Source organism: Xanthobacter lutulentifluminis (assembly GCF_043194675.2).
Classification (GTDB): Bacteria; Pseudomonadota; Alphaproteobacteria; order Rhizobiales; family Xanthobacteraceae; genus Xanthobacter.
This window is the reverse complement of the sequence record NZ_CM195525.1, coordinates 949,802-973,037: the sequence shown is the minus strand read 5'-3', so window position 1 is coordinate 973,037 and position 23,236 is coordinate 949,802. Positions and strand designations below refer to the sequence as shown.

The 23,236-nt window shown below is 70.7% G+C and carries 23 protein-coding genes; 7 read left to right on the top strand and 16 right to left on the bottom strand.

All coding sequences use genetic code 11. The features are described 5' to 3' along the window. Positions 1-48 precede the first annotated feature (48 nt). On the top strand, positions 49-1,197 hold the full coding sequence (locus tag V5F49_RS04400) for an Mrp/NBP35 family ATP-binding protein (RefSeq protein WP_394114406.1): 1,149 nt from the start codon (positions 49-51) through the stop codon (positions 1,195-1,197). Between the two features lie 204 nt (positions 1,198-1,401). Then, on the top strand, positions 1,402-2,493 hold the full coding sequence (locus tag V5F49_RS04395; protein WP_394114407.1) for a TRAP transporter substrate-binding protein: 1,092 nt from the start codon (positions 1,402-1,404) through the stop codon (positions 2,491-2,493). Positions 2,494-2,552: 59 nt separating this feature from the next. On the opposite strand, the gene V5F49_RS04390 is transcribed toward V5F49_RS04395, so the two are convergent. Next, on the bottom strand, positions 2,553-2,846 hold the full coding sequence (locus V5F49_RS04390; protein ID WP_394114408.1) for a hypothetical protein: 294 nt from the start codon (positions 2,844-2,846) through the stop codon (positions 2,553-2,555). 295 nt (positions 2,847-3,141) lie between these two features. On the opposite strand from V5F49_RS04390, the gene V5F49_RS04385 reads away from it, so the two are divergent. The 3 genes from V5F49_RS04385 (at position 3,142) to sciP (ending at position 7,096) form a co-directional block, all read left to right on the top strand. Next, entirely contained in the window at positions 3,142-4,068 is a 927-nt protein-coding gene (locus tag V5F49_RS04385) for a glycine--tRNA ligase subunit alpha (RefSeq protein ID WP_394114879.1), read from the top strand. 64 nt (positions 4,069-4,132) lie between these two features. Next, complete coding sequence (gene glyS, locus V5F49_RS04380; RefSeq protein WP_394114409.1) at positions 4,133-6,493, top strand: glycine--tRNA ligase subunit beta; 2,361 nt, start codon at positions 4,133-4,135, stop codon at positions 6,491-6,493. Positions 6,494-6,820: 327 nt separating this feature from the next. After that, complete coding sequence (sciP, locus tag V5F49_RS04375) at positions 6,821-7,096, top strand: CtrA inhibitor SciP (RefSeq protein WP_012113328.1); 276 nt, start codon at positions 6,821-6,823, stop codon at positions 7,094-7,096. 66 nt (positions 7,097-7,162) lie between these two features. On the opposite strand, the gene phnN is transcribed toward sciP, so the two are convergent. From phnN to phnG, 9 genes are all read right to left on the bottom strand, one after another. Continuing rightward, positions 7,163-7,759, bottom strand: coding sequence for a phosphonate metabolism protein/1,5-bisphosphokinase (PRPP-forming) PhnN (phnN, locus tag V5F49_RS04370; protein WP_394114410.1), 597 nt, complete (start codon positions 7,757-7,759; stop codon positions 7,163-7,165). Further along, a complete protein-coding gene (locus V5F49_RS04365; RefSeq protein ID WP_394114411.1) occupies positions 7,756-8,892 on the bottom strand; it encodes an alpha-D-ribose 1-methylphosphonate 5-triphosphate diphosphatase in 1,137 nt (378 codons plus the stop codon). Before V5F49_RS04365 ends, phnN begins: the two co-directional genes overlap by 4 nt. 12 nt (positions 8,893-8,904) lie before the next feature. Then, positions 8,905-9,648, bottom strand: coding sequence for a phosphonate C-P lyase system protein PhnL (phnL, locus tag V5F49_RS04360; protein ID WP_394114880.1), 744 nt, complete (start codon positions 9,646-9,648; stop codon positions 8,905-8,907). Beyond that, positions 9,648-10,427: a phosphonate C-P lyase system protein PhnK gene (gene phnK / locus V5F49_RS04355; protein ID WP_394114412.1), complete on the bottom strand. Its 780-nt coding sequence runs from the start codon at positions 10,425-10,427 to the stop codon at positions 9,648-9,650. Before phnK ends, phnL begins: the two co-directional genes overlap by 1 nt. Further along, complete coding sequence (locus tag V5F49_RS04350) at positions 10,424-10,930, bottom strand: GNAT family N-acetyltransferase (protein ID WP_394114413.1); 507 nt, start codon at positions 10,928-10,930, stop codon at positions 10,424-10,426. The genes phnK and V5F49_RS04350 overlap by 4 nt, the downstream gene beginning before the upstream one ends. Further along, on the bottom strand, positions 10,927-11,835 hold the full coding sequence (locus tag V5F49_RS04345; protein WP_394114414.1) for an alpha-D-ribose 1-methylphosphonate 5-phosphate C-P-lyase PhnJ: 909 nt from the start codon (positions 11,833-11,835) through the stop codon (positions 10,927-10,929). The genes V5F49_RS04350 and V5F49_RS04345 overlap by 4 nt, the downstream gene beginning before the upstream one ends. Continuing rightward, positions 11,832-13,154, bottom strand: coding sequence for a carbon-phosphorus lyase complex subunit (locus V5F49_RS04340; RefSeq protein ID WP_394114415.1), 1,323 nt, complete (start codon positions 13,152-13,154; stop codon positions 11,832-11,834). Before V5F49_RS04340 ends, V5F49_RS04345 begins: the two co-directional genes overlap by 4 nt. Before the next feature lie 3 nt (positions 13,155-13,157). Beyond that, positions 13,158-13,691: a phosphonate C-P lyase system protein PhnH gene (gene phnH, locus V5F49_RS04335; RefSeq protein ID WP_509210773.1), complete on the bottom strand. Its 534-nt coding sequence runs from the start codon at positions 13,689-13,691 to the stop codon at positions 13,158-13,160. Positions 13,692-13,837: 146 nt separating this feature from the next. Continuing rightward, complete coding sequence (phnG, locus tag V5F49_RS04330) at positions 13,838-14,323, bottom strand: phosphonate C-P lyase system protein PhnG (RefSeq protein WP_394114417.1); 486 nt, start codon at positions 14,321-14,323, stop codon at positions 13,838-13,840. A gap of 281 nt (positions 14,324-14,604) precedes the next feature. Between phnG and phnF the strand changes: the two genes are divergently transcribed. Next, positions 14,605-15,321 (top strand): phosphonate metabolism transcriptional regulator PhnF, encoded by a 717-nt coding sequence (phnF, locus tag V5F49_RS04325; protein WP_394114418.1) that lies wholly within the window; start codon positions 14,605-14,607, stop codon positions 15,319-15,321. A 119-nt stretch (positions 15,322-15,440) separates the two neighbouring features. Beyond that, complete coding sequence (locus V5F49_RS04320; protein WP_394114419.1) at positions 15,441-16,085, top strand: pyridoxamine 5'-phosphate oxidase family protein; 645 nt, start codon at positions 15,441-15,443, stop codon at positions 16,083-16,085. Positions 16,086-16,303: 218 nt separating this feature from the next. On the opposite strand, the gene phnE (V5F49_RS04315) is transcribed toward V5F49_RS04320, so the two are convergent. The 6 genes from phnE (V5F49_RS04315) to V5F49_RS04290 form a co-directional block, all read right to left on the bottom strand. Continuing rightward, positions 16,304-17,155, bottom strand: coding sequence for a phosphonate ABC transporter, permease protein PhnE (phnE, locus tag V5F49_RS04315; protein WP_394114881.1), 852 nt, complete (start codon positions 17,153-17,155; stop codon positions 16,304-16,306). A gap of 26 nt (positions 17,156-17,181) precedes the next feature. Then, on the bottom strand, positions 17,182-18,066 hold the full coding sequence (gene phnE / locus V5F49_RS04310; protein ID WP_394114420.1) for a phosphonate ABC transporter, permease protein PhnE: 885 nt from the start codon (positions 18,064-18,066) through the stop codon (positions 17,182-17,184). Positions 18,067-18,164: 98 nt separating this feature from the next. Beyond that, entirely contained in the window at positions 18,165-19,073 is a 909-nt protein-coding gene (gene phnD / locus V5F49_RS04305; protein ID WP_394114421.1) for a phosphonate ABC transporter substrate-binding protein, read from the bottom strand. A 136-nt stretch (positions 19,074-19,209) separates the two neighbouring features. Further along, positions 19,210-20,022 carry a phosphonate ABC transporter ATP-binding protein gene (gene phnC / locus V5F49_RS04300; RefSeq protein ID WP_394114422.1) on the bottom strand — a complete coding sequence of 271 codons (813 nt, stop codon included), beginning with the start codon at positions 20,020-20,022 and terminating at the stop codon, positions 19,210-19,212. Between the two features lie 626 nt (positions 20,023-20,648). Further along, entirely contained in the window at positions 20,649-21,908 is a 1,260-nt protein-coding gene (locus tag V5F49_RS04295; protein WP_394114882.1) for an amidase, read from the bottom strand. Between the two features lie 186 nt (positions 21,909-22,094). Next, on the bottom strand, positions 22,095-23,072 hold the full coding sequence (locus tag V5F49_RS04290) for a polysaccharide deacetylase family protein (RefSeq protein ID WP_394114423.1): 978 nt from the start codon (positions 23,070-23,072) through the stop codon (positions 22,095-22,097). Between the last annotated feature and the right edge of the window lie 164 nt (positions 23,073-23,236).

Here is a 23,236-nt window from a genome sequence, read left to right as displayed (position 1 = left end):
CGCGCCTGCCCCCCGTTTCGACGCGCGCGACCGCAGGGAGTGAAGGTGATGAGCAACCACACGGCCGAGCTCAGCGAAGATCAGGTGCGCGCCGCGCTCGCCAAGGTGCGCACGCCGGAGGGCGTCGCCCTCTCGGTGTCCCCGGCGCTGGCCGGCGTGGTGGTCACCTCCGGCAAGGTCTATCTCTCCATCAATGTGGACCCGGCGCAGGCCCGCGCCTGGGAAGACGTGCGCGGCGCCGCAGAGGCGGCGGTGAAGGCGGTGCCCGGCGTCGCCTCCGCCCTCGTCACCCTCACCGCCGAGCGCAAGGCCGAGGCCGCGCCCGCGCGTCCCGCCGGCGGCCATGGCCACGGCCACGCCCACGGCGGCGCGCCGGCCCCGCGCGGCATCGCCGTTCCGGGCGTTGCCACCATCATCGCGGTGGCCTCGGGCAAGGGCGGCGTGGGCAAGTCCACCACCTCCATCAATCTGGCGCTGGCGCTGCGCGATCTCGGCCTCAAGGTCGGCCTGCTGGACGCGGACATCTACGGCCCCTCGGTGCCGCGCCTCACCGGCGTCGCCCAGAAGCCGGAGACCACATCCGACGGCAAGACCATGCTGCCGCTGGAGAATTTCGGCCTGCAGCTGATGTCCATCGGCTTCCTCGTGGAGGAAGACACGCCGATGATCTGGCGCGGGCCCATGGTCATGTCCGCCATCTCGCAGATGCTGAAGGACGTGAAGTGGGGCCCGCTCGACGTGCTGGTGGTGGACATGCCCCCCGGCACGGGAGATGCCCAGCTGACCATGGCCCAGCAGGTGAACCTGGCCGGCGCGGTCATCGTCTCCACCCCGCAGGATCTGGCGCTCATCGACGCCCGGCGCGGCGTCGCCATGTTCGAGCGGGTGAACGTGCCCATCCTCGGCGTGGTGGAGAACATGTCCCATTTCGTCTGCCCCCACTGCGGCGGGCGCTCGGACATCTTCGGCCACGGCGGCGCCCATGCGGAGGCGGACAAGCTGGGCGTGCCGTTCCTCGGCGAGATCCCGCTGCACATGCGCATCCGCGAGATGTCCGACGCCGGCCTGCCGATCCTCGTCTCCGACCCGCAGAGCCCGCAGGCCGAGGCCTACCGCCATGTGGCGCAGGGGGTGAAGGCGGCCCTCGACCGCGCCACGGCCTCCACCCGGCAGGCGCCGCGCATCGTTATCGAGTGACGGTGCGCGGGGCCTCCCGGCCCCCGTGACTTTAGGATAAGTGTTGGCGACAGGAGTACCGCGCGCGTTGCCAGCGGCGCGGGCGGTGCTCTAGAAGAGAGGTACGGTGGCCCGCCGCCCGGCGCGGCCGCACGCCCAAGAACGCAGTGCCCAAGAACGCCACGCCCAAGAACGCAGTGCCAAGAACACCTCAGGGAGCTTCCCATGAAACGCCGCGAGTTCCTCACCGCCGCCAGCGCGGGTGTTGCCGCTTCCGCCGCCGTCGCCATGCCGGCGATCGCCCAGTCGGCGCCCGAGATCAAGTGGCGCTGCACCTCGTCCTTCCCCAAGTCCCTCGACACCATCTACGGCGCCGCCGAGCTCATGGCGAAGCAGGTCGCGGAGATGACCGACGGCAAGTTCCAGATCCAGGTGTTCGCGGCGGGCGAGATCGTGCCCGGCCTGCAGGCGCTCGACGCCACCACCAACAAGACCGTGGAGATGTGCCACTCCGCGTCCTACTACTACGTGGGCAAGGACCCCACCTTCGGCATGGGCACCGCCATCCCGTTCGGCTTCAACGCCCGGCAGATCAACGCGTGGTTCCTGTTCGGCAACGGCCTGACCCTGCTGAACGAGTTCTACAAGAAGTACGGCGTCGTCATGTTCCCCGGCGGCAACACCGGCGGCCAGATGGGCGGCTGGTTCCGCAAGGAAATCAAGTCGGTGGCCGATCTTCAGGGCCTGAAGATGCGCATCGCCGGCATGGGCGGAACGGTTCTGTCCAAGCTCGGCGTGGTGCCGCAGCAGCTCGCCGGCGGCGACATCTATCCGGCGCTGGAGAAGGGCACGATCGACGCCGCCGAGTGGGTCGGCCCCTATGACGACGAGAAGCTGGGCCTCTACAAGGTAGCGCAGTATTACTACTTCCCCGGCTGGTGGGAGGGCTCCGCCGCCCTCAACTTCTTCGTCAACCAGGACAAGCTCGCCGAGCTGCCGAAGACCTACCGCGCCGCGCTGACCTCCGCCATGGCGCAGGCCAACGAGAGCATGCTCGCCAGCTACGACGCCAAGAACCCGGTGGCCATCCAGAGCCTCGTGAAGGCCGGCACCCAGCTGCGCCGCTATCCTGCGGACGTGATGGACGCCGCCTACAAGGCCTCGCACCAGATCTACGACGAGATCAGCGCCAAGAACGAGGATTTCAAGAAGATCTGGGACGACATGAAGGCGTTCCGCAACAACGCGTACCTGTGGTGGCAGATCGTCGAGTTCACCTACGACGACTTCATGGTGCGCGCCCGCACCCGCGGCTGATCCCGCGCCGTCCCGAACGCATAAAAGGCCCCGGAGCCGCCGCTCCGGGGCCTTTTTCGTCAGCGGCTGGGGCCGGGGGTGGCCTGGGTGCGGCCGCCTTCCTGCGCCGGGCCTTTGTGGGTGTCCGGCCCCGGGGCGGTGCCGGAACGGGGCGTCACGGTGCCGGTGGTATCCACCACGGCGCCGCCGCTGCCGCTGGGGCCGGGGGTGGCCTGGGTGCGCCCGCCTTCCTGCGCCGGGCCGCGGTGGGTATCCGGGTTCGACCGGGTCCCCGATCCCTGCGCCATCGCGGTGCCGGACAGGGCGATCAGGGCCGCGGCGGCGAGGGGGCCGACAAGCTGGGTCATCCTCATGGGTTTCTCCTTCGAGGGTGGCTGATGCAGACACAACCCCCGAAGTTGCGATCCGGTTCACCGCCGCGCCGGGGCCGGCGAGCGGCGGGCCGGCGGATTTCCCACCCGTGCGCGTTGCCGGCCGAACCGGGCGAGTCTGCACCGCCTGCGCCTTTCCCGGGCGGGCTGAAACGCTTCAGGTTCTGGATTCGGCGCATTTTCTTCGCGCGAACCGGTATCCACTTTCCGCGAAAATGCTCTAGTGTCCGGCCGCCCGCGGCCACGCCGCGCGGCCAGTTGTTGCGAGCTTCACATGATCGACCCCGCCCTTCCCGCGCACATGCGCCCCGACCGTTCCTTCCAGGCCCTGCTGCTGACGCTGCAGCGCTTCTGGGCGGATCAGGGCTGCGTGATCCTCCAGCCCTACGACATGGAGGTGGGCGCCGGCACGTTCCATCCGGCCACCACGCTGCGCGCGCTTGGTCCGCGCCCGTGGAAGGCCGCCTACGTGCAGCCCTCGCGCCGGCCGAAGGACGGCCGCTACGGCGAGAACCCCAACCGGCTCCAGCACTATTACCAGTTCCAGGTGATCCTGAAGCCCTCGCCCGAGAACCTGCAGGAGCTGTACCTCCAGTCCCTCGCCGCCATCGGCGTGGACCTCGCGCTGCACGACGTGCGCTTCGTCGAGGACGACTGGGAGAGCCCGACGCTCGGCGCCTGGGGCCTGGGCTGGGAGTGCTGGTGCGACGGCATGGAGGTGTCGCAGTTCACCTATTTCCAGCAGGTGGCCGGCTTCGAGTGCGCGCCGGTGGCCGGCGAGCTGACCTACGGGCTCGAGCGCCTCGCCATGTATGTGCAGGGGGTCGAGAACGTCTACGACCTCAACTTCAACGGCCGCGAGGGGCCTGAGAAGACCACCTATGGCGACGTGTTCCTGCAGGCCGAGCAGGAATATTCCCGGCACAATTTCGAGGCCGCCGACACGCATATGCTGTTCGAGCAGTTCCGCATGGCCGAGGCGGCCTGCCACAAGTATCTCGCCTTCGGCGACAAGGGCGAGACCCACGAGATGGTGCTGCCCGCCTACGACCAGTGCATCAAGGCCTCCCACGTCTTCAACCTGCTGGACGCGCGGGGCGTGATCTCCGTCACCGAGCGCCAGAGCTACATCCTGCGGGTGCGCGAGCTGGCCAAGGCCTGCGGCGCCGCCTGGCTCAAAACGGCCGCCGGCCGGGCCGCCTGAGCCACCCCGCGCTCCCCCGCCGCGCCCTGTTTCTTTCCGCCTCCGGGCGGCCCGGATCGATCCCATGCCCGACCTTCTGCTTGAACTCTTCAGTGAGGAAATCCCGGCCCGCATGCAGGCCCAGGCGGCCGATGCGCTCAAAAAGCTCGTCACCGATCAGCTGGTGGAGCGCGGCCTGCTCTATGAGGGCGCCAAGGCCTTCGTGACGCCGCGCCGCCTCGCCCTCGCGGTCCATGGCCTGCCGGGTCGGCAGGCGGACCAGCGGGAGGAGAAGAAGGGCCCGCGCGTGGGCGCGCCGGAGCAGGCGGTGGCCGGCTTCCTGAAGGCCGCGGGGCTCGCGTCGCTCGATCAGGCGACCATCCAGTCCGATCCCAAGAAAGGCGATTTCTACGTGGCTGTGGTGGAAAAGCCCGGCCGCGCCACGCCCGAGGTGATCGCCGAGATCGTGCCGGAGATCGTGCGCAAGTTCCCGTGGCCCAAATCCATGCGCTGGGGCAAGGACAGCGCCCAGGCCGGCTCCCTGCGCTGGGTGCGCCCGCTCCATTCCATCGTCTGCACCTTCGGCGCGGAGGGGGACGAGCCGGAGGTGGTGGCCTTCGAGGTGGACGGCATCGCCGCCTCCAACGTCACCCGCGGCCACCGCTTCATGGCGCCCCAGCCCTTCACCGTGAAGCGGCTGGACGACTGGATGGCGAAGCTGGAGGCCGCGAAAGTGGTGGCCGACCGCGACCGCCGCAAGGACATCATCCTCAACGACGCCAAGGACCTCGCGCTTGCCGCCGGGCTTGAGCTGGTGGAGGACGAGGGCCTGCTGGAAGAGGTGGCCGGCCTCGTGGAATGGCCCGTGGTGCTCATGGGATCGTTCGAGGAGCGCTTCCTCGACATTCCCGACGAGGTGATCCGCGCCACCATCCGCGCCAACCAGAAGTGCTTCGTGCTGAAGAACCCGGCCACTGGGCGCCTCGCCAACCGCTTCCTGCTCATCTCCAACCTCGTGGCCTCGGACGGCGGCACCGCCATCGTCGCCGGCAACGAGCGCGTCATCCGGGCCCGCCTGTCGGACGCCAAGTTCTTCTGGGATACGGACCGGGTGAACGGCCTCGCCAGCCGCCTGCCGAAGTTCCAGTCCATCACCTTCCACGAGAAGCTGGGCTCGCAGGCCGAGCGCATCGAGCGCATCCGCCGGCTCGCGGTGGAGCTGGCGCCGAAGGTCGGCGCCGCGCCGGCGCTGGCGGAAGAGGCCGCGCTCCTCGCCAAGGCGGACCTGCTCACCGAGGTGGTGGGCGAGTTCCCCGAGCTGCAGGGCCTCATGGGCCGCTATTACGCGGAAGGCGAGAACCTTCCCCCGGAGGTCGCCGCCGCCTGCGAGGAGCACTACAAGCCGCAGGGCCCGAACGACCGCGTGCCCACGGCGCCCGTCTCCGTGGCCGTGGCGCTGGCGGACAAGATCGACACCTTGGTGGGCTTCTGGGCGATTGATGAGAAGCCGACCGGGAGCAAGGACCCCTATGCGCTGCGCCGGGCGGCGCTGGGGGTGATCCGGATTGTGCTGGAGAATGGGATTCGGGTTGGTCTGATTGAATTGATTCTGAGTCACCATAAGTTGATGTATCAAGTCGAGCGTTTTGCGTTCCGTTTATTGGGTCGCGACGTCGGCGGGGATTTTGTATATCCCGAGTTCTGGAACGATATCGAATGGCCTAGAAATGGGCTTGATGGTGATGAACGCTGGCCGGTTGATGATTTTGAATTCAGTCTGGATGATGAGATTTGGGTTTATGAAAAAAGCATCACCCCTCATGATGCTGCCCCCTTGCTCGTGTCGCAGGGGCTTGTCCCCGAACATCGTAAGCAGATTGAACAGAGTTCGTTCAAATTGCAGTCCGCCCGGTCTGTCAGCACCGACCTCCTCGCCTTCTTCGCCGATCGCCTGAAGGTCTACCTGCGCGATCGCGGCGCGCGGCACGATCTCGTGGATGCCGTGTTCGCCCTGGAAGGGCAGGACGATCTGTTGCTCGTCGTCCGTCGCGTGGAGGCGCTCGGGCGCTTCCTCGACACGGAGGACGGCAGGACGCTGCTCGCCGGCTATCGCCGGGCGGTGAACATTCTGCGCATCGAGGAGAAGAAGGACGGTCGCGCGTTTGCCGGTCCCACCAATGCCGCGCTCCTGAAGGAGCCGGCGGAGGAGCGCCTCGCCGATGCCATCGACACGGTGAAGCATCGCGTGGCGGCGGCCGTGAAGGCCGAGGATTTCGCCGCGGCCATGGTGGCCCTCGCCGACCTGCGCGCGCCCGTGGATGCCTTCTTCGAGGCCGTGACCGTCAACGACGCCGATCCCGCTCTGCGCGAGAACCGGCTGAAGCTTCTGGACGAGATCCGCGCCGCCACCCGCGGCATCGCCGATTTCGACCGCATCGAGGGCTGAGCGCGCCGCGCCCGCCGGCCCGTTTCGCCTTCCGCAGCATCCGATGGCCGGGCCGTGTGCCCGGCCATTTTCATGTGCGCCCGCTGCGGCGTCCCGCGTTCACCGGCGCCTCGTGCCGGGGTCTGCTGCGGAGCGGAGGAGGGTGAAAGTAGCCAAAGCGTAAATTTCGCAATCTGCGAACCCGGTGACTTTCCTTTACTGTTTGAAAACGCCCTGTTCACGAACCGTTAGGACAAGTAAAAATCCTGTTTTTCTCGCGCCTTAGCAAAGTTTTCATCGGCGCCTGACATCTTGTCTTGGGTTTGGGATGAGTAACAGGTGCGTAGCATGACCGATGCCTATCGGCCGAGGGTGAAATATGTGATCGGGCCGGACGGTGGACCCTTGACCATCGCCGACCTGCCGCCGCCGGATACGCGGCGCTGGGTCATCCGCCGCAAGGCGGAGGTGGTGGCGGCGGTGCGCGGTGGCCTCCTGTCCCTCGAGGAAGCCTGCAAGCGCTACACGCTGACGGTGGACGAGTTCCTCTCGTGGCAAGCCTCCATCGACCGCCACGGCCTGCCCGGCCTGCGCACCACGCGCATCCAGCACTACCGGCAATAAGGCGCTCCGCGCCCCGCATCCGCCCCGGACGGGCCGCCCCGCGCAGTGGTCCCCCCTGCGGTCCGATCAGATCGGCGCGGGCGCCAGCGCGGCGGCGATGAAATCGGCCAGCGCCGCGCCGCCCTGTGCCGGCGATCCCACATTCTCGATCACGAGGTCCGGCGCCACGTCCACCTCGGGGCTGCGCCGCAGCCGCTCCTCGATGTCGGCGGCGTCCTCGCGGCCCCGCGCGGCGAGGCGGGCGGCGCGCACGGCGGGCGGCGCCGTCACCTGCACCACGCGCACGCGGGCAAAGCGCGCCCGCGCCTCCGGCAGGGTGGCGCGTGATCCGTTGGCCACCACCACGCCGCCGGCCGCGATCGCCTGCGCGACCTCCGGCCCGAGCGCGTAGGACAGGCCGTGCGCCTTCCAGCACAAGGGGAAGCGGCCGGCCGCGCGCCCGGCCTCGAACTCGGCCTCGGCGAGGGTGCCGTGGGCCTCCCCCGCGCCGGGCGGGCGCGTCACCAGCCGGCGCGCGAACAGGACGCGCGCATCGTCCGCGAACCGCACGCGGGCAAGGTCGATCAGCGTGTCCTTGCCGGCTCCGGAAGGACCCACCACCAGCAGCAGCGTGCCCGGCCCGAGGGTGTCCTCGCGCGCCGGTCTGCCCGTGTCCGCTCTCATGCCACCCTGCTTCCCGCGCGATGGACGGCGCGCACCACCGGCATGTCGCCGGCGAGGCGCACGCGGACGAGGTCCGCCCGCTTGCCTTCGCCGATCTCGCCCCGGTCGGCAAGCCCCGCCACCTCCGCCGGCGTCTTGGTGACCATGCGCACCGCGCGGGGCAGGTCGATGCCGGGCACCCGGCGGGTCAGGTCGAACGCCGCCCACAGCAGGCTGGAGGGCACGTAGTCCGAGGAGAGGATGTCGAGGCAGCCGATCCGCGCCAGCGCCTCGGCGGAGACGTTGCCGGTGTGCGAGCCGCCGCGCACGAGGTTGGGCGCGCCCATCAGCACGCGGATGCCGGCCTCGTGGGAGAGCTTGGCGGCGGTCTCGGTGGTGGGGAACTCGGCCACCGCCACCCCGTCGCCGATGGCTTCCGCCACATGCTCCATGGTGCCGTCGTCATGGCTCGCCAGCACGCAGCCGTGGGCATGGGCCAGCGCCACCAGCCCGGCGCGGTTGTCGCGGGCGTAGCGGGCGTGGAAGTCGAGCCGCGCGGCGACGATCACGTCCATCTCGTCGGCGGTGATGCCGCTCTTCTTCATGTAATAGGAGCGGAACTGGTCCACGGTCGCGAACTGGCGCTGGCCGGGCGTGTGGTCCATGAGGGAGATCAGGCGCACGTCGGTGCGCGCCATGATGGCGGCGGCATCCTCCACCACCGTGTCGGTGGGCACCTCGCAGCGCAGGTGGATCAGGTGGTCGGCGCGCAGCACGCCGGCGGCGCCGGCCTCCTCCAGCGCGGCGATGAGCAGGGGAGCGTCGCCATCCATGCCCACCGCCTTGCGGTCCGGCCACACGCGCAGGCTGTCGAGCACCGTGGTGATGCCCGAGGCGGCGATCTGCGCGTCATGGGCCAGCACGGCGGCGAGCGGGTTCCAGCGCACCCTGGGGCGGGGGGAAAGGTGGCCCTCCACATGGTCGGTGTGCAGCTCCACGAGGCCGGGCAGGAGGAAGTCGCCCTCGAGATCCTCGGCGCCCACGGGCACGGCGCCCGTTCCCACGGCGGCGATGATGCCGTCGCGCACCGCCACATGGCCGTGCACCACCGCATCGGCCAGCACCAGCCGGGCGTTGGCGAATACCTGCTCCATTGCGTCCTCCGGTCAGGCGGAAAAGCGGGTGACGTCCACCACCCGGTCGGCGACGGCATCGCGCGTCGCCGCATCGTGGAAGATGCCGAGGACGCCGCAGCCGGCGGCCTTCTTCTCGCGGATGAGCTCGATCACCACCGCGCGGTTCTCGGCGTCGAGGGAGGCGGTGGGCTCGTCCAGCAGCAACAGCGGATGGGCGGAGATGAAGCCGCGCGCCACGTTCACCCGCTGCTGCTCGCCGCCGGAGAAGGTGGCCGGCGGCAGAAAGAACAGGCGCTCCGGCAGGTTGAGGCGGGCGAGCAGGACGCCGGCGCGGGTGCGGGCCTCCTCGGCCGGCACGCCCTCGGCGCGCAGCGGGGCGGCCACCACGTCCAGCGCCGGCACGCGCGGGATGACGCGCAGGAACTGGCTGACATAGCCGATGCGGGCGCGCCGCAGCCGCAGCATCTGCCGCGGCGCGGCGCCCGCCACCTCGGCGGTGCCTTCGTCGTCGGCGATGCGGATGGAGCCGGCATCCACCCGGTAGTTGCCGTAGATCATCTTCAGGATGGAGCTCTTGCCCGCGCCCGAGGGGCCGCCGAGGGCGACGCATTCGCCGGCCGCCACCGTGAAGGAGACGCCTTCGACCACCGGCAGGCGCAGCCCGTCGCGCAGGTGCAGGGTGAAGCTCTTGGCGAGGTCCGCCACGGCGAGCAGCGGCGGAGGTTCCGCGCGCGGCAGGGTAGGGGTGGGGGCAGGGGCGAGGCTTGCGGGCATCATGCGGCGAGCACCGAGGAGACGAGAAGCTGGGTGTAGGGCTCGCGCGGGTCGTCCAGCACCTGGTCGGTGAGGCCTTCCTCGATCACGCGGCCGCCGCGCATCACCATGATGCGGTGGGAGAGCAGGCGCGCCACCGCCAGATCATGGGTGACGATGACCACCGCGAGGCCGAACTCCTCCACCAGCGAGCGGATGAGGTCCAGCAGGCGTGCCTGCACCGACACGTCGAGGCCGGAGGTGGGCTCGTCCATGAACACGAGGCGCGGGCGGGTGACGAGGTTGCGGGCGATCTGCAGCCGCTGGCGCATGCCGCCGGAGAAGGTGCGCGGATCATCGTCCATGCGCTCGGTGGCGATCTCCACCCGGCGCAGCCAGTCGGCGGCCTCGGTGCGGATGGTGCCGTAGTTGCGCCAGCCCACCGCCATCAGCCGCTCGCCCACGTTGCCGCCGGCCGAGACCGCCATGCGCAGGCCCTGCTCGGCATGCTGGCGCACGAAGCCCCAGTCGGTGCGCAGCAGCAGGCGGCGTTCGGCCTCCGAGAGGGTGGCAAGGTCGCGCAGGCTGCCGTCGCGCATGCGGTAGGAGACGCGGCCGGCGCTGGCGGCAAGCTCGGTGGAGAGCAGGCCGAGCAGCGTGGACTTGCCGGAGCCGGATTCCCCGACGATGGCCAGCACCTCGCCCTCATGGAGGGAGAGGTCCACGTCGCGGCAGCCGATGCGGCCGCCGTAATCCTTGCCGAGGCCCTCGGCGATGAGAAGGGGCGCGTCGTCGCTCATTGCCCGGCCTCCGCCGGCTGGAGGGGGCCCGGCACGGGCGGGTCCGAAATCGGAGGGGCAAGGTCCACGTGGAAGCTCACGCCGTGGCGGGCGAAGCCCAGCCCCTCGTAGAAGGCATGGGCGCGGGTGCGCCGCGAGCCGGAGGAGAGGGCGAGCTTGTAGCAGCCCTTTTCCGCCGCCACCGCCATGGCGTGGCGCATCATGGCCGCGCCGATGCCGGCGCTCTGGCGGTCCGGGGAGACGGCCACGCCCTCCACCACCGCCGAGCGGGCGCCGAGATGGCCGAAATTGTCCATCACCAGCAGCGCATGGGTGCCGACGATGCCGCCCTCGTCCTCGGCCACGTAGAGCACATAGTCCGGATAGAGCGCGAAGCGGCGGAACAGGTCGCGCGCCGCCTCCGGCTCAAGCACCGCGCCGGCGTCGAGATCCGGCTGGGCGTGCAAGGCGAGGACGCCGGGCAGGTCCGCCTCGGTCGCCGGACGGATGACGAGCGCGCTCATTGTGCCGCCTCCGCCGGAAAGCCGGCCATCTCGCCGCGATGGCCCTCGTCCTGCCGGGTGGCGCAATGGTCGGTGTCCGAGCACACGAACATGCGCTTGCCGCGATCGTCGAGGATCACCTCGTCGAGATAGACGCCCGCCGCCCCGCACAGGGCGCAGGGCGCATCGAAGGCCTGCACGCGGAACGGATGGTCCTCGAAATCCAGCGAGGCGACGCGGGTGTAGGGCGGGATGGCATAGATGCGCTTCTCCCGGCCCGCGCCGAACAGCTGCAGCGCCGGGCTGTCGTCCATCTTCGGGTTGTCGAACTTGGGGATGGGGGAGGGGTCCATCACGTAGCGGCCCGCCACCTTCACCGGATAGGCGTAGGTGGTGGCGATATGGCCGTGGCGGGCGATGTCCTCGTAGAGCTTCACCTGCATCAGCCCGTAGTCGGCCAGCGCATGCAGGCGGCGCGTCTCGGTCTCGCGCGGCTCGAGGAAGCGCAGCGGCTCGGGGATCGGCACCTGGAACACGATCACCTGCCCCGCGGCGAGCGGCGCTTCCGGGATGCGGTGACGGGTCTGGATGATGGTGGCGTCCTGGGTGCGGGTGGTGGTGGCCACGCCGGCGGTGGTCTCGAAGAAGGTGCGGATGGCCACCGCGTTGGTGGTGTCGTCCGAGCCCTGGTCGATCACCTTCAGCACGTCGTCGGCGCCGAGGATGGCGGCCGTCACCTGCACGCCGCCGGTGCCCCAGCCATAGGGCATGGGCATCTCGCGCGAGGCGAACGGCACCTGATAGCCGGGGATGGCGATGGCTTTGAGGATCGCCCGGCGGATCATCCGCTTCGTCTGCTCGTCGAGATAGGCGAAGTTGTAGGTGATGGCGGGCATGGAAGCGCCATTTTTGGATGCGGCGCTCATTCGGCGGCCTCCCTCAGATCGCCGCCGGCCGCTTCCGGCGGCGTGGCTCCCGCCTCGGCGCGCATGCGGCGCACCAGCTCCAGCTCGGCCTGGAAATCCACGTAGTGCGGCAGCTTCAGGTGCTCCACGAAGCCGGTGGCCTGCACGTTGTCGCAATGGGAGAGGACGAATTCCTCGTCCTGCGCCGGGGCGGTCTGCTCCTCCCCCAGCTCCTGCCAGCGCAGCGCCCGGTCCACCAGCGCCATGGACATGGCCTTGCGCTCGCACTGGCCGAACACCAGCCCGTAGCCGCGCGTGAACTGCGGCGGCTGGGTGGCCGAGCCCTTGAACTGGTTCACGCTCTGGCACTCGGTGACCTCGATGTCGCCGAGGGGCACGGCAAAGCCCAGCTCCTCCACGTGCAGGCGCACCTCCACCGTGCCGAAGCGGATCTCGCCCACGAACGGATGGGTGCGGGCATAGCCGCGCTGGGTGGAATAGCCGAGCGAGAGCAGGAAGCCCTCGTCGCCCCGCGCCAGCGCCTGCAGCCGCAGCGCCCGGTCGGCCGGGAAGGCGAGGGGCTCGCGGGTGAGATCGCGCGGGGCGGCGCCGTCATCCACCGGCGACCGCTCGATGAGGCCCTCGTCGCCGAGGAAATCGGTGACACGGGGCATGGACGGGGCGGGGGGAACGGTGGAGGGCAGGGGCGCGGCAACGGCAAGCGCCTCTCCCCTCTCCCGCTGCGGGAGAGGGGCCGGGGGCGGCGGAGGCGATCCAGCCGCGACACCGGCGCCAGCGCGCCCGGGCTCCTCCGCCTCACCCCAACCCGCAGCGGCGAGGGGATCTGCGGCCCCCCGATGCAGCGCCGGAGCCGGCGTCTGCCCTTCCGGGTGCGGGGCCGCCGGCGAGGGCTGCCCGGCCGGAGCGCCGGCATCGGTCGCGAGGCGCTCGTCCAGCAGGCGGTGGGTGTAGTCGAAGGTGGGGCCCAGCACCTGCCCGCCCGGCAGGTCCTTGAAGGTTGCGGAGATGCGCCGCGCCACCCGCATGCTCGCCGTGTCGATGGGCAGCGAGGCCCCGAAGCGGGGCAGGGTGGTGCGGAAGGCGCGGGCGAGGAAGATCGCCTCGATGAGATCGCCCCGCGCCTGCTTGATGGCGAGCGCCGCCAGCGTGCGGTCGTAGAGCGAGCCCTCGGCCATCACCCGGTCCACGGCGAGGGAGAGCTGGCCGGAAATCTGGTCGAGGCCGATCTCCGGCACGCCCTCGTCGCCCCGCCGGCGCCGGGCCAGCAGAGCATGGGCGTTGCGGATGGCCGCTTCGCCGCCTTTCACCGCCACATACATGGCTCAGCCCTCCAGGATCGGGGTGATGCTGCGCGGCAGGCCCGCCACCGCGCCGGGCGCGACCAGAAGAAGATCGACGCCGAGCGGGAACAGCGCCCGGTTGGCGAGCAGTCGCACCGGCAGATCGGTCGGCAGGGGCGCCGCCGAAACCGCGCGGCGGCCACGGATGCCGGGGCCTTCCAGCACCAGGGCGCCGGCGGCTTCCGCGAGGGTCTCCACCGCGACCACCAGTGTCGCCGAGCGGTCGGGATAGTCCGGCTCGCCCTGCGCGAAGCGGGCGAAGTCGGGCAGGGCGGCGGCATCGCCGATGAGGGCGAAGCGCGCCGCGCCCGGGTCTTCCACCACCGGCGCGCCGGTGTGGAACGCGAGGAAGCGCGCCACGCCCGGCACTGCGGCCAGCGGCGCGTCGAGGAACACGGGGGTCTCGTAATCGAGCAGGCTCAGCGCCACCGCCGCCATTTCCGGCGACAGCGGCGCCGGCGGGGCGAGATCGGTGGCGAGCGGGACCGGGCGTCCCGGCTCGGCCATGGCACGCATCACCGCGCTGAAGGTGCGCTGGGCGTCATGGACCGGATCGGCGAAGCCGGCGGCCAGCGCCTGCGCGCTCTCCCGCGGGGGGAATGCGCCGACGCGCGGCGCGGGCGCGCTGGCATCCAGAACGGGCAGGCCATGCGGAGCGGCCATCAGTCCTCTCCCCGCGTCATGGTGAAGAAGTTGACCCGCGTGGCATCGGTCTCGGCTGCCGTTGCGGCCGCCTCGGCGGCGAGGCGGCGGCGCACCGGGCCGAGGGCGTCGCGCACCGCGAGCTTGAGGGCCGGGTCCTGCCACAGGGCGTCGAGGGTGGCAGCGGCCTCCGCCTTGCCGGGGTCGCGACCGAGCAGATAGGCGATGCCGGTGGCGCCGCCTTCCACCTGCACGGCGGCGCGGGTCACCGTGGTCTCGCCGAGATTGAACGGCGCGCCGTCGCCGCCGGTGCGGCCCTCCACCATCACCAGCCCCACCTCGGCCGGGCGCAGGCGCCTGAGCCGGGGCAGCGGCTGGAACCGCTCCACCGCGCCCTCCAGCTCCTTGCGGGTGGCGCGGGCAAAGAGCGCCATCATGGCCTGCCGCTCGGAATCGGCGGCGGCCGGCACGTCGCTCGGCTGTGAAACAGGGGCGTCGGGCACCATGCGCGCCTCGCAAATCTTGCACCCGCTACGGATGGCAGGCGTCGGCAATCAGGGCGGGAGGCCCTGCTGGACTTGATTTGTATAATAGTCTATACAATTATGCAAGACGGCTGGACCGTCAGCGGGAGGCAGCAATGGCGGGAACGCCGCGCAGAGTGGCAGCCGAGCGTCACACGCCGATGACGCAGGAGGGGACGGACCCCGCCGCGCAGCACGCCGGCGAAGACGGCGCCCAACAGGCCGCGCAACAGGCCGCGCCAGACGGCGGCCCCGGCGAGGCCGTGGCCCGCGGCACCGGCGTCACCCTGTGGCGACAGATCGCGGGGCGGCTGGAGGAGCAGATCCTCTCCGGCGCGCTGAAGCCCGGCGCCCGCCTGCCGGTGGAGGCCGAGCTCGCGGAGGCGTTCGGCGTCAACCGCCACACCCTGCGGCGGGCGCTCGGCCATCTCGCCGAGCAGGGGCTGATCGAGGCGACGGCGGGGCGTGGCACCTTCGTGAAGGAGCCGCCGCTGCGCTACCCCATCGGCCCGCGGACGCGCTTCTCGGAAATCGTCTCGGCCGGCGGGCGCGAGCCGTTCGGCCGCTTCCTCGGCTCCTCGGTGGAGGAGGCCGGCGCCGAGGTGGCGCGCGAGCTCAATCTGCCCCAGGGCACGCCGGTGCTGCGCATCGAGAGCGCGCATGAGGCGGATGGCGTGCCGATTTCGCTCGGCACCGCCTGGTTTCCCGCCGCCCGCTTCCGCGACCTCGACCTGATCTATGCCGCCACCGGCTCGCTCACCCGGGCGCTGGCGATGCTCGGCGTCGACGACTACCGCCGCCGCGAGACGCGCATCACCGCCCGCCCGGCCAACGCCCGGGAAATGGAGCTGCTCTCCCTCGCCCCCGGCCGCGCCGTGATGGTGCTGGAGCGCCTCGACGTGGAGCCGGGCGGCACCCCGCTGCAATGGGGCCGCTCCTCCTTCGCCGCCGATCGCGTGCAGCTGGTGTTCAAGCCGTAGCGTCCGGACCGGCCTAGTCCGTACGTGGCGCGTTCGCCGCTTCCCTCGCGCCCGCGCCAGGAGCTTGCGCGGGCGTGATCTTCCGTCCCACGTTCACCCATCCCACTGGAGGTCTGCCCATGGCCGTTGTCGCCGATCACGATGCCCTGCGCCGCATCTATGGCACGCCCTCCGGCCGCAGCGTGGCCAAGGAGCTGGACCGGCTGGACCCGCACTGCCTCGGCTTCATCGCCCTGAGCCCGTTCGTGCTCATCGCCACAGCCGATGCGCAGGGCCGTGCCGATGTCTCCCCGCGCGGCGACCTGCCGGGCTTCGTGACGGCGAGCGCGCACGAGCTGCTGATCCCCGACCGCCCCGGCAACAACCGGCTGGATTCGCTCGGCAACATCCTCGCGACCGGACAGGTGGGCCTGCTCTTCCTCATTCCCGGCGTGGACGAGACCCTGCGCGTGAACGGGCGCGCCGAGATCCGCGACGATGCGGAGCTCACCGGGCGCTTCGTCGTCGGCGGCAAGGCGCCGCGCACGGTGCTGCGGGTGGAGGTGCGCGAGGCCTATCTGCACTGCGCCAAGGCCTTCATGCGCTCGCGCCTGTGGGATGTGGAGGCGCAGGTGGAGCGCGGCGCCCTGCCCACCATGGGGGAGATGCTGCGCGACCAGATCGCCGGCAAGGAGCCCGGCGCCGGCCCCGCTTCCCCGTTCGCCACCGCGGCGCCGGAGAGCCAGGAGGCCATGGTGGCGCGCTATCGGGAAATCCTCTACTGAGGCGCCCCGCTCGCGGCATGGAGCGCGAGGTCGCCTCGCGGCGCGATGCCCGTGGCCGACTCATGGCGCACCCGCGCGTCGTCGCCTCACGGCTCACTTCAGCGCGGTCGCCTCACGGCTCACGTCGTACGCGGTCGCCTCACGGCTCACGCGTACGTGGTCGCCTCACGGCTCACGCGTACGTGGTCGCCTCACGGCTTACCTTCTGCGTCGTCGCGTCACGGCTCCAGGCGCGCGCGGCCGATGATGGAGAAGCGCAGGCGCGACGAGATGAAGTCGATGACCGCAACCATCACCAGCATCATCAGGATGAGGAACGACACCTTCTGCCATTCCAGCACGCGGATCTGCTCGGCGAGGTGCAGCCCCAGCCCGCCCGCGCCGACGATGCCGACGATGGTGGACTGGCGGGCGTTGGATTCGAAGTAATAGAGCAGCTGGCTCGCCAGCACCGGCAGCACCTGCGGCAGCATGCCGAAGCGCACCGCCTCGGCCCCCGAGCCCCCGGTGGAGACGACGCCCTCCACGGGCTTGCGGTCCAGCGCCTCCACCGCCTCGGAGAACAGCTTGCCGAGCTCGCCCACGCTCGCCGTGGCGATGGCGAGGATGCCCGCGAACGGGCCGAGGCCCACCACCGTCACATAGATCAGCGCCCAGATCAGCCGGTCCACGCCGCGCACCGTGTCGAGCAGCCGGCGCACGGCGAAATGGGCGAAGATGTTGGGGATGACGTTGCGCGCCGCGAGGAAACCGAACGGGAAGGCGATGAGCGCCCCGCCCAGCGTGCCGAGGAAGGCGATGGCGAGCGTCTCGCCCAGCGCGTGGATGTAGAGCGGCAGCTGGGTGCCGGGGTTGGGCGGCAGCATCAGCGTGACGAAATGGGCCAGCTGGGCGAGGCCCGATCCGATCCGCTCGAAGCTGAAGCCGAGCCGCCAGGTGCCGAAGACGGCGATCGCCGCCAGCACGCCCGCCACCAGCGCGGCGCGCATCCGCCCGCCGGGCGGGGCGGGATGGGCGGCGGCGAGGCGGGCGCGGGCCTCGTCGGTGAGGGTGATGCGGGCGCGGGTCATCGGGGCGCGGGTGGTCTGGCCGTCGCTCATGGCCGCCCCTCCAGCCCGAGCAGGTGATGGCGGACCCGCTCGGTGACGAGATCGATGATCATCACCGTGGCGATGATGAGCAAAAGGATGGCGGAGACGTCCGAGTAGTAGAACTTGCGGATGGCCTCCACCAGATCCTGGCCGATGCCGCCGGCCCCCACGAAGCCCATGATGGAGGCCTCGCGCACGTTGATCTCGAACCTGAGCAGGCCGTAGGAGGCGAAGTTGGAGGCCACCTGCGGCACCACCGCGAAGCGCACCATCTTGGGCCAGGAGGCGCCGGACGCGACCGCGCCCTCCACCGGCTTCATGTCGATGTTCTCCACCACCTCGGCGAACAGTTTGCCGAGCGCGCCCATGGTGTGGATGGCCAGCGCCAGCACCCCCGGCAGCGGCCCCAGCCCGAAGGCGACCACGAACAGCAGCGCGAACACCAGCTCCGGCACCGTGCGGCAGAATTCCAGGAACCGGCGCGCGCCGAGGCGGATGAACGGGTTCCGCACGAGGTTGGCGCTGGCGAGGAAGCACAGGAAGAAGGCGCCGATGCTGCCGGCCAGCGTGCCGAGATAGGCGATCAGGATGGTGTCGAGCAGCAGCTTCAGCCAGCCGTCGAGGTTCCAGTACCACTCGGCGAGGTCGGCCCCGAGGGAGGACCAGCGCAGGGTCGGCGTGATGCTCCAGAAATAGTCGGTCAGCCGCCCGGAATTGGCGATGAGGACGGATGGCTTCACCTCGCCCATCCAGCCGGCGAGCACGATGCACACCGCCACCACCGCGGCCACGATGAGGCTGTGGCGCCGGCGCGCGCGCACCGCCGCGTCGTAATGCGCGAACAGGGGCGCGAGCTGCTCGTCGGGCAGGCGGGTGATGGCGTGGGACACGGGGCGTCGGCCTTCCGGAAAGCGCGGCGCCGCCGCCCGGACCCGCCGCGACCGGCAAAAAGCCGGCCGTGGGGGCGGGGCGGCGGCGCCTGCCGGGCTCAGGACTTCTTCTTGCGCAACTCGTCCACGAACTTGTTCAGCTCGATGATCTGCACATAGGCTTCATTGTCGATGGGCTGCCAGGGCTTCTGCTTGCCCTCGTAGATCTTGTCGAAGGCGGCCGGGTCGTTCTTCTGGATGGAGAAGAAGGCGTCGCGGATCTTCGCCTTCAGCTCGGCCGGCATGTCGGCGAGATAGGCGTAGGGCGAGTTCACGATCTGGTCGGACTTGAAGATGATGCGGAAGTCGTCGGACTTCGCCATCCCCTTGCGCTCCATGCGCTTGAGGTTGGATTCCTGCTCGTCGTTCCACCAGTTGAAGGCGGCGTCGCAGGTGCCCTGCTGCACGGCGATCACCGCATTCTCATGCGAGCCGGCATAGACCACCTTGCCGAAGAATTCATCCGGCTTCAGGCCCATCTTGTTCAGGGCGAAGCGCGGCACGTTGTTGCCGGAGGTGGAATTGGGATCGACGAGGCACAGGTTCTTGCCCTTCAGGTCCTCGATGGACTTGTAGGGGCTGTCGGCCTTCACATAGAGCACCGAGTGATAGCCCTTGGTGCCGTCGGCATTCACCTCGATGGCGAAGGCCTCGATCTTGGCGCCGGTCATCAGCGCGCGGGCGAAGGAGGAGGGGCCGTAGGAGGCGATGTGGATGTTGCCGGCGCGCTGGCCCTCGATCACCGCCGCATAGTCGTTGGCGATGCGCAGGGTCACCTTGGTGCCGAGCTGCTTGGAGAGATAGTCCATCAGGGGGGTGAAGCGCTCGGTGACGCCGGAGGCGTTCTCGGCCGGGATGATGGCGAACACCAGCTCGGGATACTTGGCCTTCCACTCCTGCGCGGCGGCGGCGCCGGCAGAGACGGCGAGCGCGGCGGCGGCCGCGATCAGGGTACGACGGTTCAGCATTCTCGGCTCCTGTCGGAACGGGGGAGGGCGGTAGGGGCCCGCGCACGCGCGGACGGTTTCGGGCGAACGGGTTTGGGCGAACGGGTTTGGGCGAACGAAAGGCCCCGGCCGCGCGGCCGGGACGGGGCGCCGGCGCTCAGGCCAGCGCGGCGGCTTGCGGAAGCGCGGCGCCGGCGGGCGCGGGGGCGCGGGCGGGCAGGTCCATCACCTCCCCCGCCTCGAGGCCGTAGAGGTCCTGCGCCACCTGATCGGTGAGCGCGGCGGGAGCGCCGTCGAACACCACCCGGCCCTGCGCCATGCCCACGAGGCGGTCGCAATAGGTGCGGGCGAGATCGAGCGAGTGCAGGTTGCACAGCACGGTGATGCCGAAGTGCCGGTTGATGCGCAGGAGCGCATCCATGACGATGCGGGTGTTGCGCGGGTCGAGCGAGGCGATGGGCTCGTCGGCGAGGATGAGCGCCGGCTCCTGCGCCAGCGCGCGGGCGATGGCGACGCGCTGCTGCTGCCCGCCGGAGAGGCTGTCCGCGCGCTGGGCGGCGAGGGGGGCGATGTCGAACTGGTCGAGGGCGGAGAGGGCGATGGCCCGGTCCTCGGCGCTCCAGCTCTTGGTGAGGGCGCGCCAGGCGGGCACGGTGGCGAGCCGGCCCATGAGCACGTTGGTGAGCACGTCCAGCCGCCCCACCAGGTTGAACTGCTGGAAGATCATCGCCGCCTCGGCGCGCCATTGGCGCAGGGCGTGGCCCTTGAGGGCGGTCACGTCGCGGCCGTTGAACAGGATGCGCCCGGCGGAGGGCTCCTGCAGGCGGTTGATCATGCGCAGGAGCGTGGACTTGCCGGCGCCGGAACGGCCGATCACCCCGACGAAGCTACCTTCGCCGATGGAGAGATCCACGTTGGAGACGGCGGCCTTGTCGCCGAAGCGGCGGGTCAGGCCCTCGATCACGAGCATCAGGTCGCTCCGTTGCACGACGCAGACCCGATACAGGAGAAGCGCAACAGGCTTGTGACGTTTGCGCTACGCCGGCCGGCGGAGGGCATCGCCGCGGACGACGGCGGGCGCCCCGACGCTGCGGCCATGGGCTGCGGGCGGCGTCATCGCGGCGTCATTGTCGTGTCATGGCCGGGGCGGTCCCGGCGGCAGTGCGCATCGCACGAGGGGGCGCCCGCCATCGCGCGTCGGGAGAAGGGCGCCAGGGAAAAGGGAGACGCCGGAGAGCTTGCGCTCCCCGGCGTCACGGGATCGACCGACTCGCGTTTCTTGTTGTGTTGTGCGGCCCGGCAGGCGGGTGCCCGGCGTCTGGCGTCAGACCATGCCGAGCAGCACCGCGCCTATGAAGGCAAAGGCGGCGCAGGTCTCAAGCAGGCTGAGCAAATGGCCGAAGGTCACCGCTATCCTCGCCATGTCGATCTCGTGACAAAGCTTACCAATTTCTCAAAATGCTGAAAGAGGTAAGATGTGCTGCATTGCCGTTCCAGTCCTGTTGCGCCGCATGACTGGAAAGGCGGAATTCCTCCCGTTTCACGCACTTGGCATGCGGGTGCGTTGCACACGCCAATACCGTGAAATAATGTATTTCAGCCGGCGATCGCCTGTTCCAGCAGATTCGCCACCGCCAGAGCCTGCCGGTCGCGGCCGAAACGGCCCACCACCTGCACGCCCACCGGCATTCCGCCGGGTGCCGAGAGCCCTGCCACATTGAGGCTGGGACAGCCCATCAGGGTCCACAGGCGGTCGAACATGGCCGATCCGGTGGAGGCGAGGCCCGCCGGCGCCGGGCCGGGGGCGGAGAAGGTGACGAGCGCATCCACCTCGCTGAACAGGTCGCCCAGCCGGTGCCGCGCCCGCTTGGCGACGCGGCGCGCCTGGTCGTAGGCGTCGGGCGGGATGGCGCGGGCGGCGTCGAGATGGGTGGCGAGAAGCTGCGAGAGCAGGGCGCGGTCGTGGTCCAGCTCTTCCCCGAGCGCGAGGGCCGCCTCGAAATTCTGGATCACCGGCTGGATGGCGTCGGCCTCCTCCAGTTCCGCCGGCAGGTCGAGATCGAACACGCGGGCGCCGGCCGCCTCCAGCGCGCGGGCCGCGGCCTCAAGGGCGGCGTGGGACGCCGGCTCGGCCGCATCGGCGCGGGCGGTGCGCACCACGCCGACGCGCGGGGCCTGCGCCACCTGCGCGCCGATGTCGAGATCGCGCCCGGTGATGGCGGCGGCGGCGAAGGCGGCGTCCCGCACCCGGGCGGCGAACAGGCCCACGGTGTCGAGGTGCCAGGAAAAGGTCTTCATGCCCAGCGTCGGCAGGGTGCGGAAGGTGGGCTTGTAGCCGGTGATGCCGCAGAAGGCGGCCGGGCGGATGATGGAGCCGGCGGTCTGCGTGCCGAGCGCTACCGGCAGCATCCCCGCCGCCACCGCCGCCGCCGAGCCGGCGGATGACCCGCCGGGAGTGTGGGTCGGCCGGCGCGGGTTGCGGGTCACGGACGGCTCGAGGAAGGCGAACTCCGTGGTCACGGTCTTGCCGACGATGATGCCGCCGGCCCGCCGCGTCATGGCCACCACCGGCGCGTCGATGCGCGGGCGGTGACCTGCGTAGATGGGGCTGCCGTAGGTGGTGGGAAGGTCGCGGGTGTCGAGGATGTCCTTCACCCCCACCGGCAGGCCGGCGAGCGGTCGCTCGGCCAGCCCCGGAGCCGCGCCCGCCGCGCGCGCGGCGTCGAGATCGAGGGCGCTGAAGGCCCGGATCTCCTCCTCCCGCGCCGCGATCGCCTCCGCCACCTGCTCCAGCACCGCCGTGGGGGTGGTGCGTCCGGCGCGGATGTCGGCGGCGAGGTCGCGGGCGTGAAGCAGGGACATGGGCGGCGGGCTTTCCGGGGATCGGGGGCAGGACGGCAGGAAGGGGCCGGCGGGAAGATGTGCCGCAGGGCGCAGGGTAACCGGATGCCCGGTTGCCCGATCGCCCGGCACCTTGGCCGCCCGCCGGGCGTGATGCAATGGCCGGCGGGGGGTGGTCGTGCCCGGCCGCGCGGCTGGCGGCTACTGCGCCGGCAGGATGCGGCGGCCGGTGCGCGCCGCCTCGTCATAGACGCGGGTATCCCCCGGCTTCAGGGAATAGCAGGTGTCGGCGATCACCGGCCGGCCGGCGGCGAGCAGATCGGTGACGGTGGCGAAACGGTAGCCCTTCGCCTTCAACGCCGGGATGAGCAGGCGCAGCGCCTCGGCGGTATGCTTGCCGCGGCCGTTGGCGTGCATCAGCACGATGGAGCCGGGGCGGATGGCGCGCAGCATGTCGTCCGCCATGCCCTTGGCGCCGATGAAGGCGGGGTCGCCGGAATCCACATCCCACTGGATGGCGAGGTGGCCGCTGTCGTTCACATAGGCGAGGGATTCAGCGCTGCACGAGCCGTAGGGGAAGCGGAACAGGGCGCTGCCCGCCGGCTGCGGGATCATGCAGCCCTTCGCCACCACATCCTTCTGGCGCAGGGAAATGGCGATGTCGGCATCGTCCACCTGCCGGCGCATGGCCTCGCCGGTGCGCACGGTGAGGTTGGCATGGGACCAGGTGTGGTTGCCCATCTCGAACAGGCGGTCCGCCACCAACTGGTTGCCACGCTCGGCATGGCTCATCAGCCACTTGCCGCCGCCGAAGAAGGTGGCCGGCACGCCCTCCGCGCGCAGATAGTCCACCAGCGCGCCGTCGTAGCCGGAGATTTCGCTGGAGGCCTCGCACAGGTCGAAGGTGAGGGCGACCATCTTCACCCCGGCCGGCAGCTCCACCCGGCGGATCGAGCCGCGCTGCTGCGCCGGCACCGGGGCGCGGGTCGCCGTCGCCATCTCCGGCAGCTCGACGGGCGCTCCGGCGCGCGGCCGCACGATCTCCTCCCCCGGCCGGGCGGCGAGGGCGGACGGCGGATAGCAGGCGGGACCATCCGCCCCGGCGGCGCGCGCGGGCAGGGCCCACAGCAGGGGCAGGAGGGCGAGGGCGGCGAGGCGCGGGCGCGAAAGAGCGGACAAGGCGAAACTCGGGTGGTCTGGGGCAGCTGGACGCTCCGCATAAGCCCGGTCGGCGCCCTTGACCAGATGCGGCGGGTCACATGCTGTTGCGCGCGGAAACATCAGCGTGGCCACAGGCTGTCATCAGCAGATTCCATTTGAGAAGCCGCCGCCGCCGGAGTAAC

Bases quoted from the DNA above. Each gene is read 5' to 3' on its own strand.
- phnD (WP_394114421.1), bottom strand. From the start codon at position 19,073: ATGCTGAACCGTCGTACCCTGATCGCGGCCGCCGCCGCGCTCGCCGTC.
- phnH (WP_509210773.1), bottom strand. From the start codon at position 13,691: ATGCGTGCCATGGCCGAGCCGGGACGCCCGGTCCCGCTCGCCACCGAT.
- V5F49_RS04390 (WP_394114408.1), bottom strand. From the start codon at position 2,846: ATGAGGATGACCCAGCTTGTCGGCCCCCTCGCCGCCGCGGCCCTGATC.
- phnN (WP_394114410.1), bottom strand. From the start codon at position 7,759: ATGAGAGCGGACACGGGCAGACCGGCGCGCGAGGACACCCTCGGGCCG.
- V5F49_RS04395 (WP_394114407.1), top strand. From the start codon at position 1,402: ATGAAACGCCGCGAGTTCCTCACCGCCGCCAGCGCGGGTGTTGCCGCT.
- V5F49_RS04345 (WP_394114414.1), bottom strand. From the start codon at position 11,835: ATGAGCGCCGCATCCAAAAATGGCGCTTCCATGCCCGCCATCACCTAC.
- V5F49_RS04365 (WP_394114411.1), bottom strand. From the start codon at position 8,892: ATGGAGCAGGTATTCGCCAACGCCCGGCTGGTGCTGGCCGATGCGGTG.
- V5F49_RS04320 (WP_394114419.1), top strand. From the start codon at position 15,441: ATGGCCGTTGTCGCCGATCACGATGCCCTGCGCCGCATCTATGGCACG.
- sciP (WP_012113328.1), top strand. From the start codon at position 6,821: ATGACCGATGCCTATCGGCCGAGGGTGAAATATGTGATCGGGCCGGAC.
- phnL (WP_394114880.1), bottom strand. From the start codon at position 9,648: ATGCCCGCAAGCCTCGCCCCTGCCCCCACCCCTACCCTGCCGCGCGCG.
- phnE (WP_394114881.1), bottom strand. From the start codon at position 17,155: ATGACCCGCGCCCGCATCACCCTCACCGACGAGGCCCGCGCCCGCCTC.
- V5F49_RS04400 (WP_394114406.1), top strand. From the start codon at position 49: ATGAGCAACCACACGGCCGAGCTCAGCGAAGATCAGGTGCGCGCCGCG.
- V5F49_RS04350 (WP_394114413.1), bottom strand. From the start codon at position 10,930: ATGAGCGCGCTCGTCATCCGTCCGGCGACCGAGGCGGACCTGCCCGGC.
- V5F49_RS04340 (WP_394114415.1), bottom strand. From the start codon at position 13,154: ATGTATGTGGCGGTGAAAGGCGGCGAAGCGGCCATCCGCAACGCCCAT.
- phnK (WP_394114412.1), bottom strand. From the start codon at position 10,427: ATGAGCGACGACGCGCCCCTTCTCATCGCCGAGGGCCTCGGCAAGGAT.
- phnC (WP_394114422.1), bottom strand. From the start codon at position 20,022: ATGCTCGTGATCGAGGGCCTGACCCGCCGCTTCGGCGACAAGGCCGCC.
- glyS (WP_394114409.1), top strand. From the start codon at position 4,133: ATGCCCGACCTTCTGCTTGAACTCTTCAGTGAGGAAATCCCGGCCCGC.
- phnG (WP_394114417.1), bottom strand. From the start codon at position 14,323: ATGGTGCCCGACGCCCCTGTTTCACAGCCGAGCGACGTGCCGGCCGCC.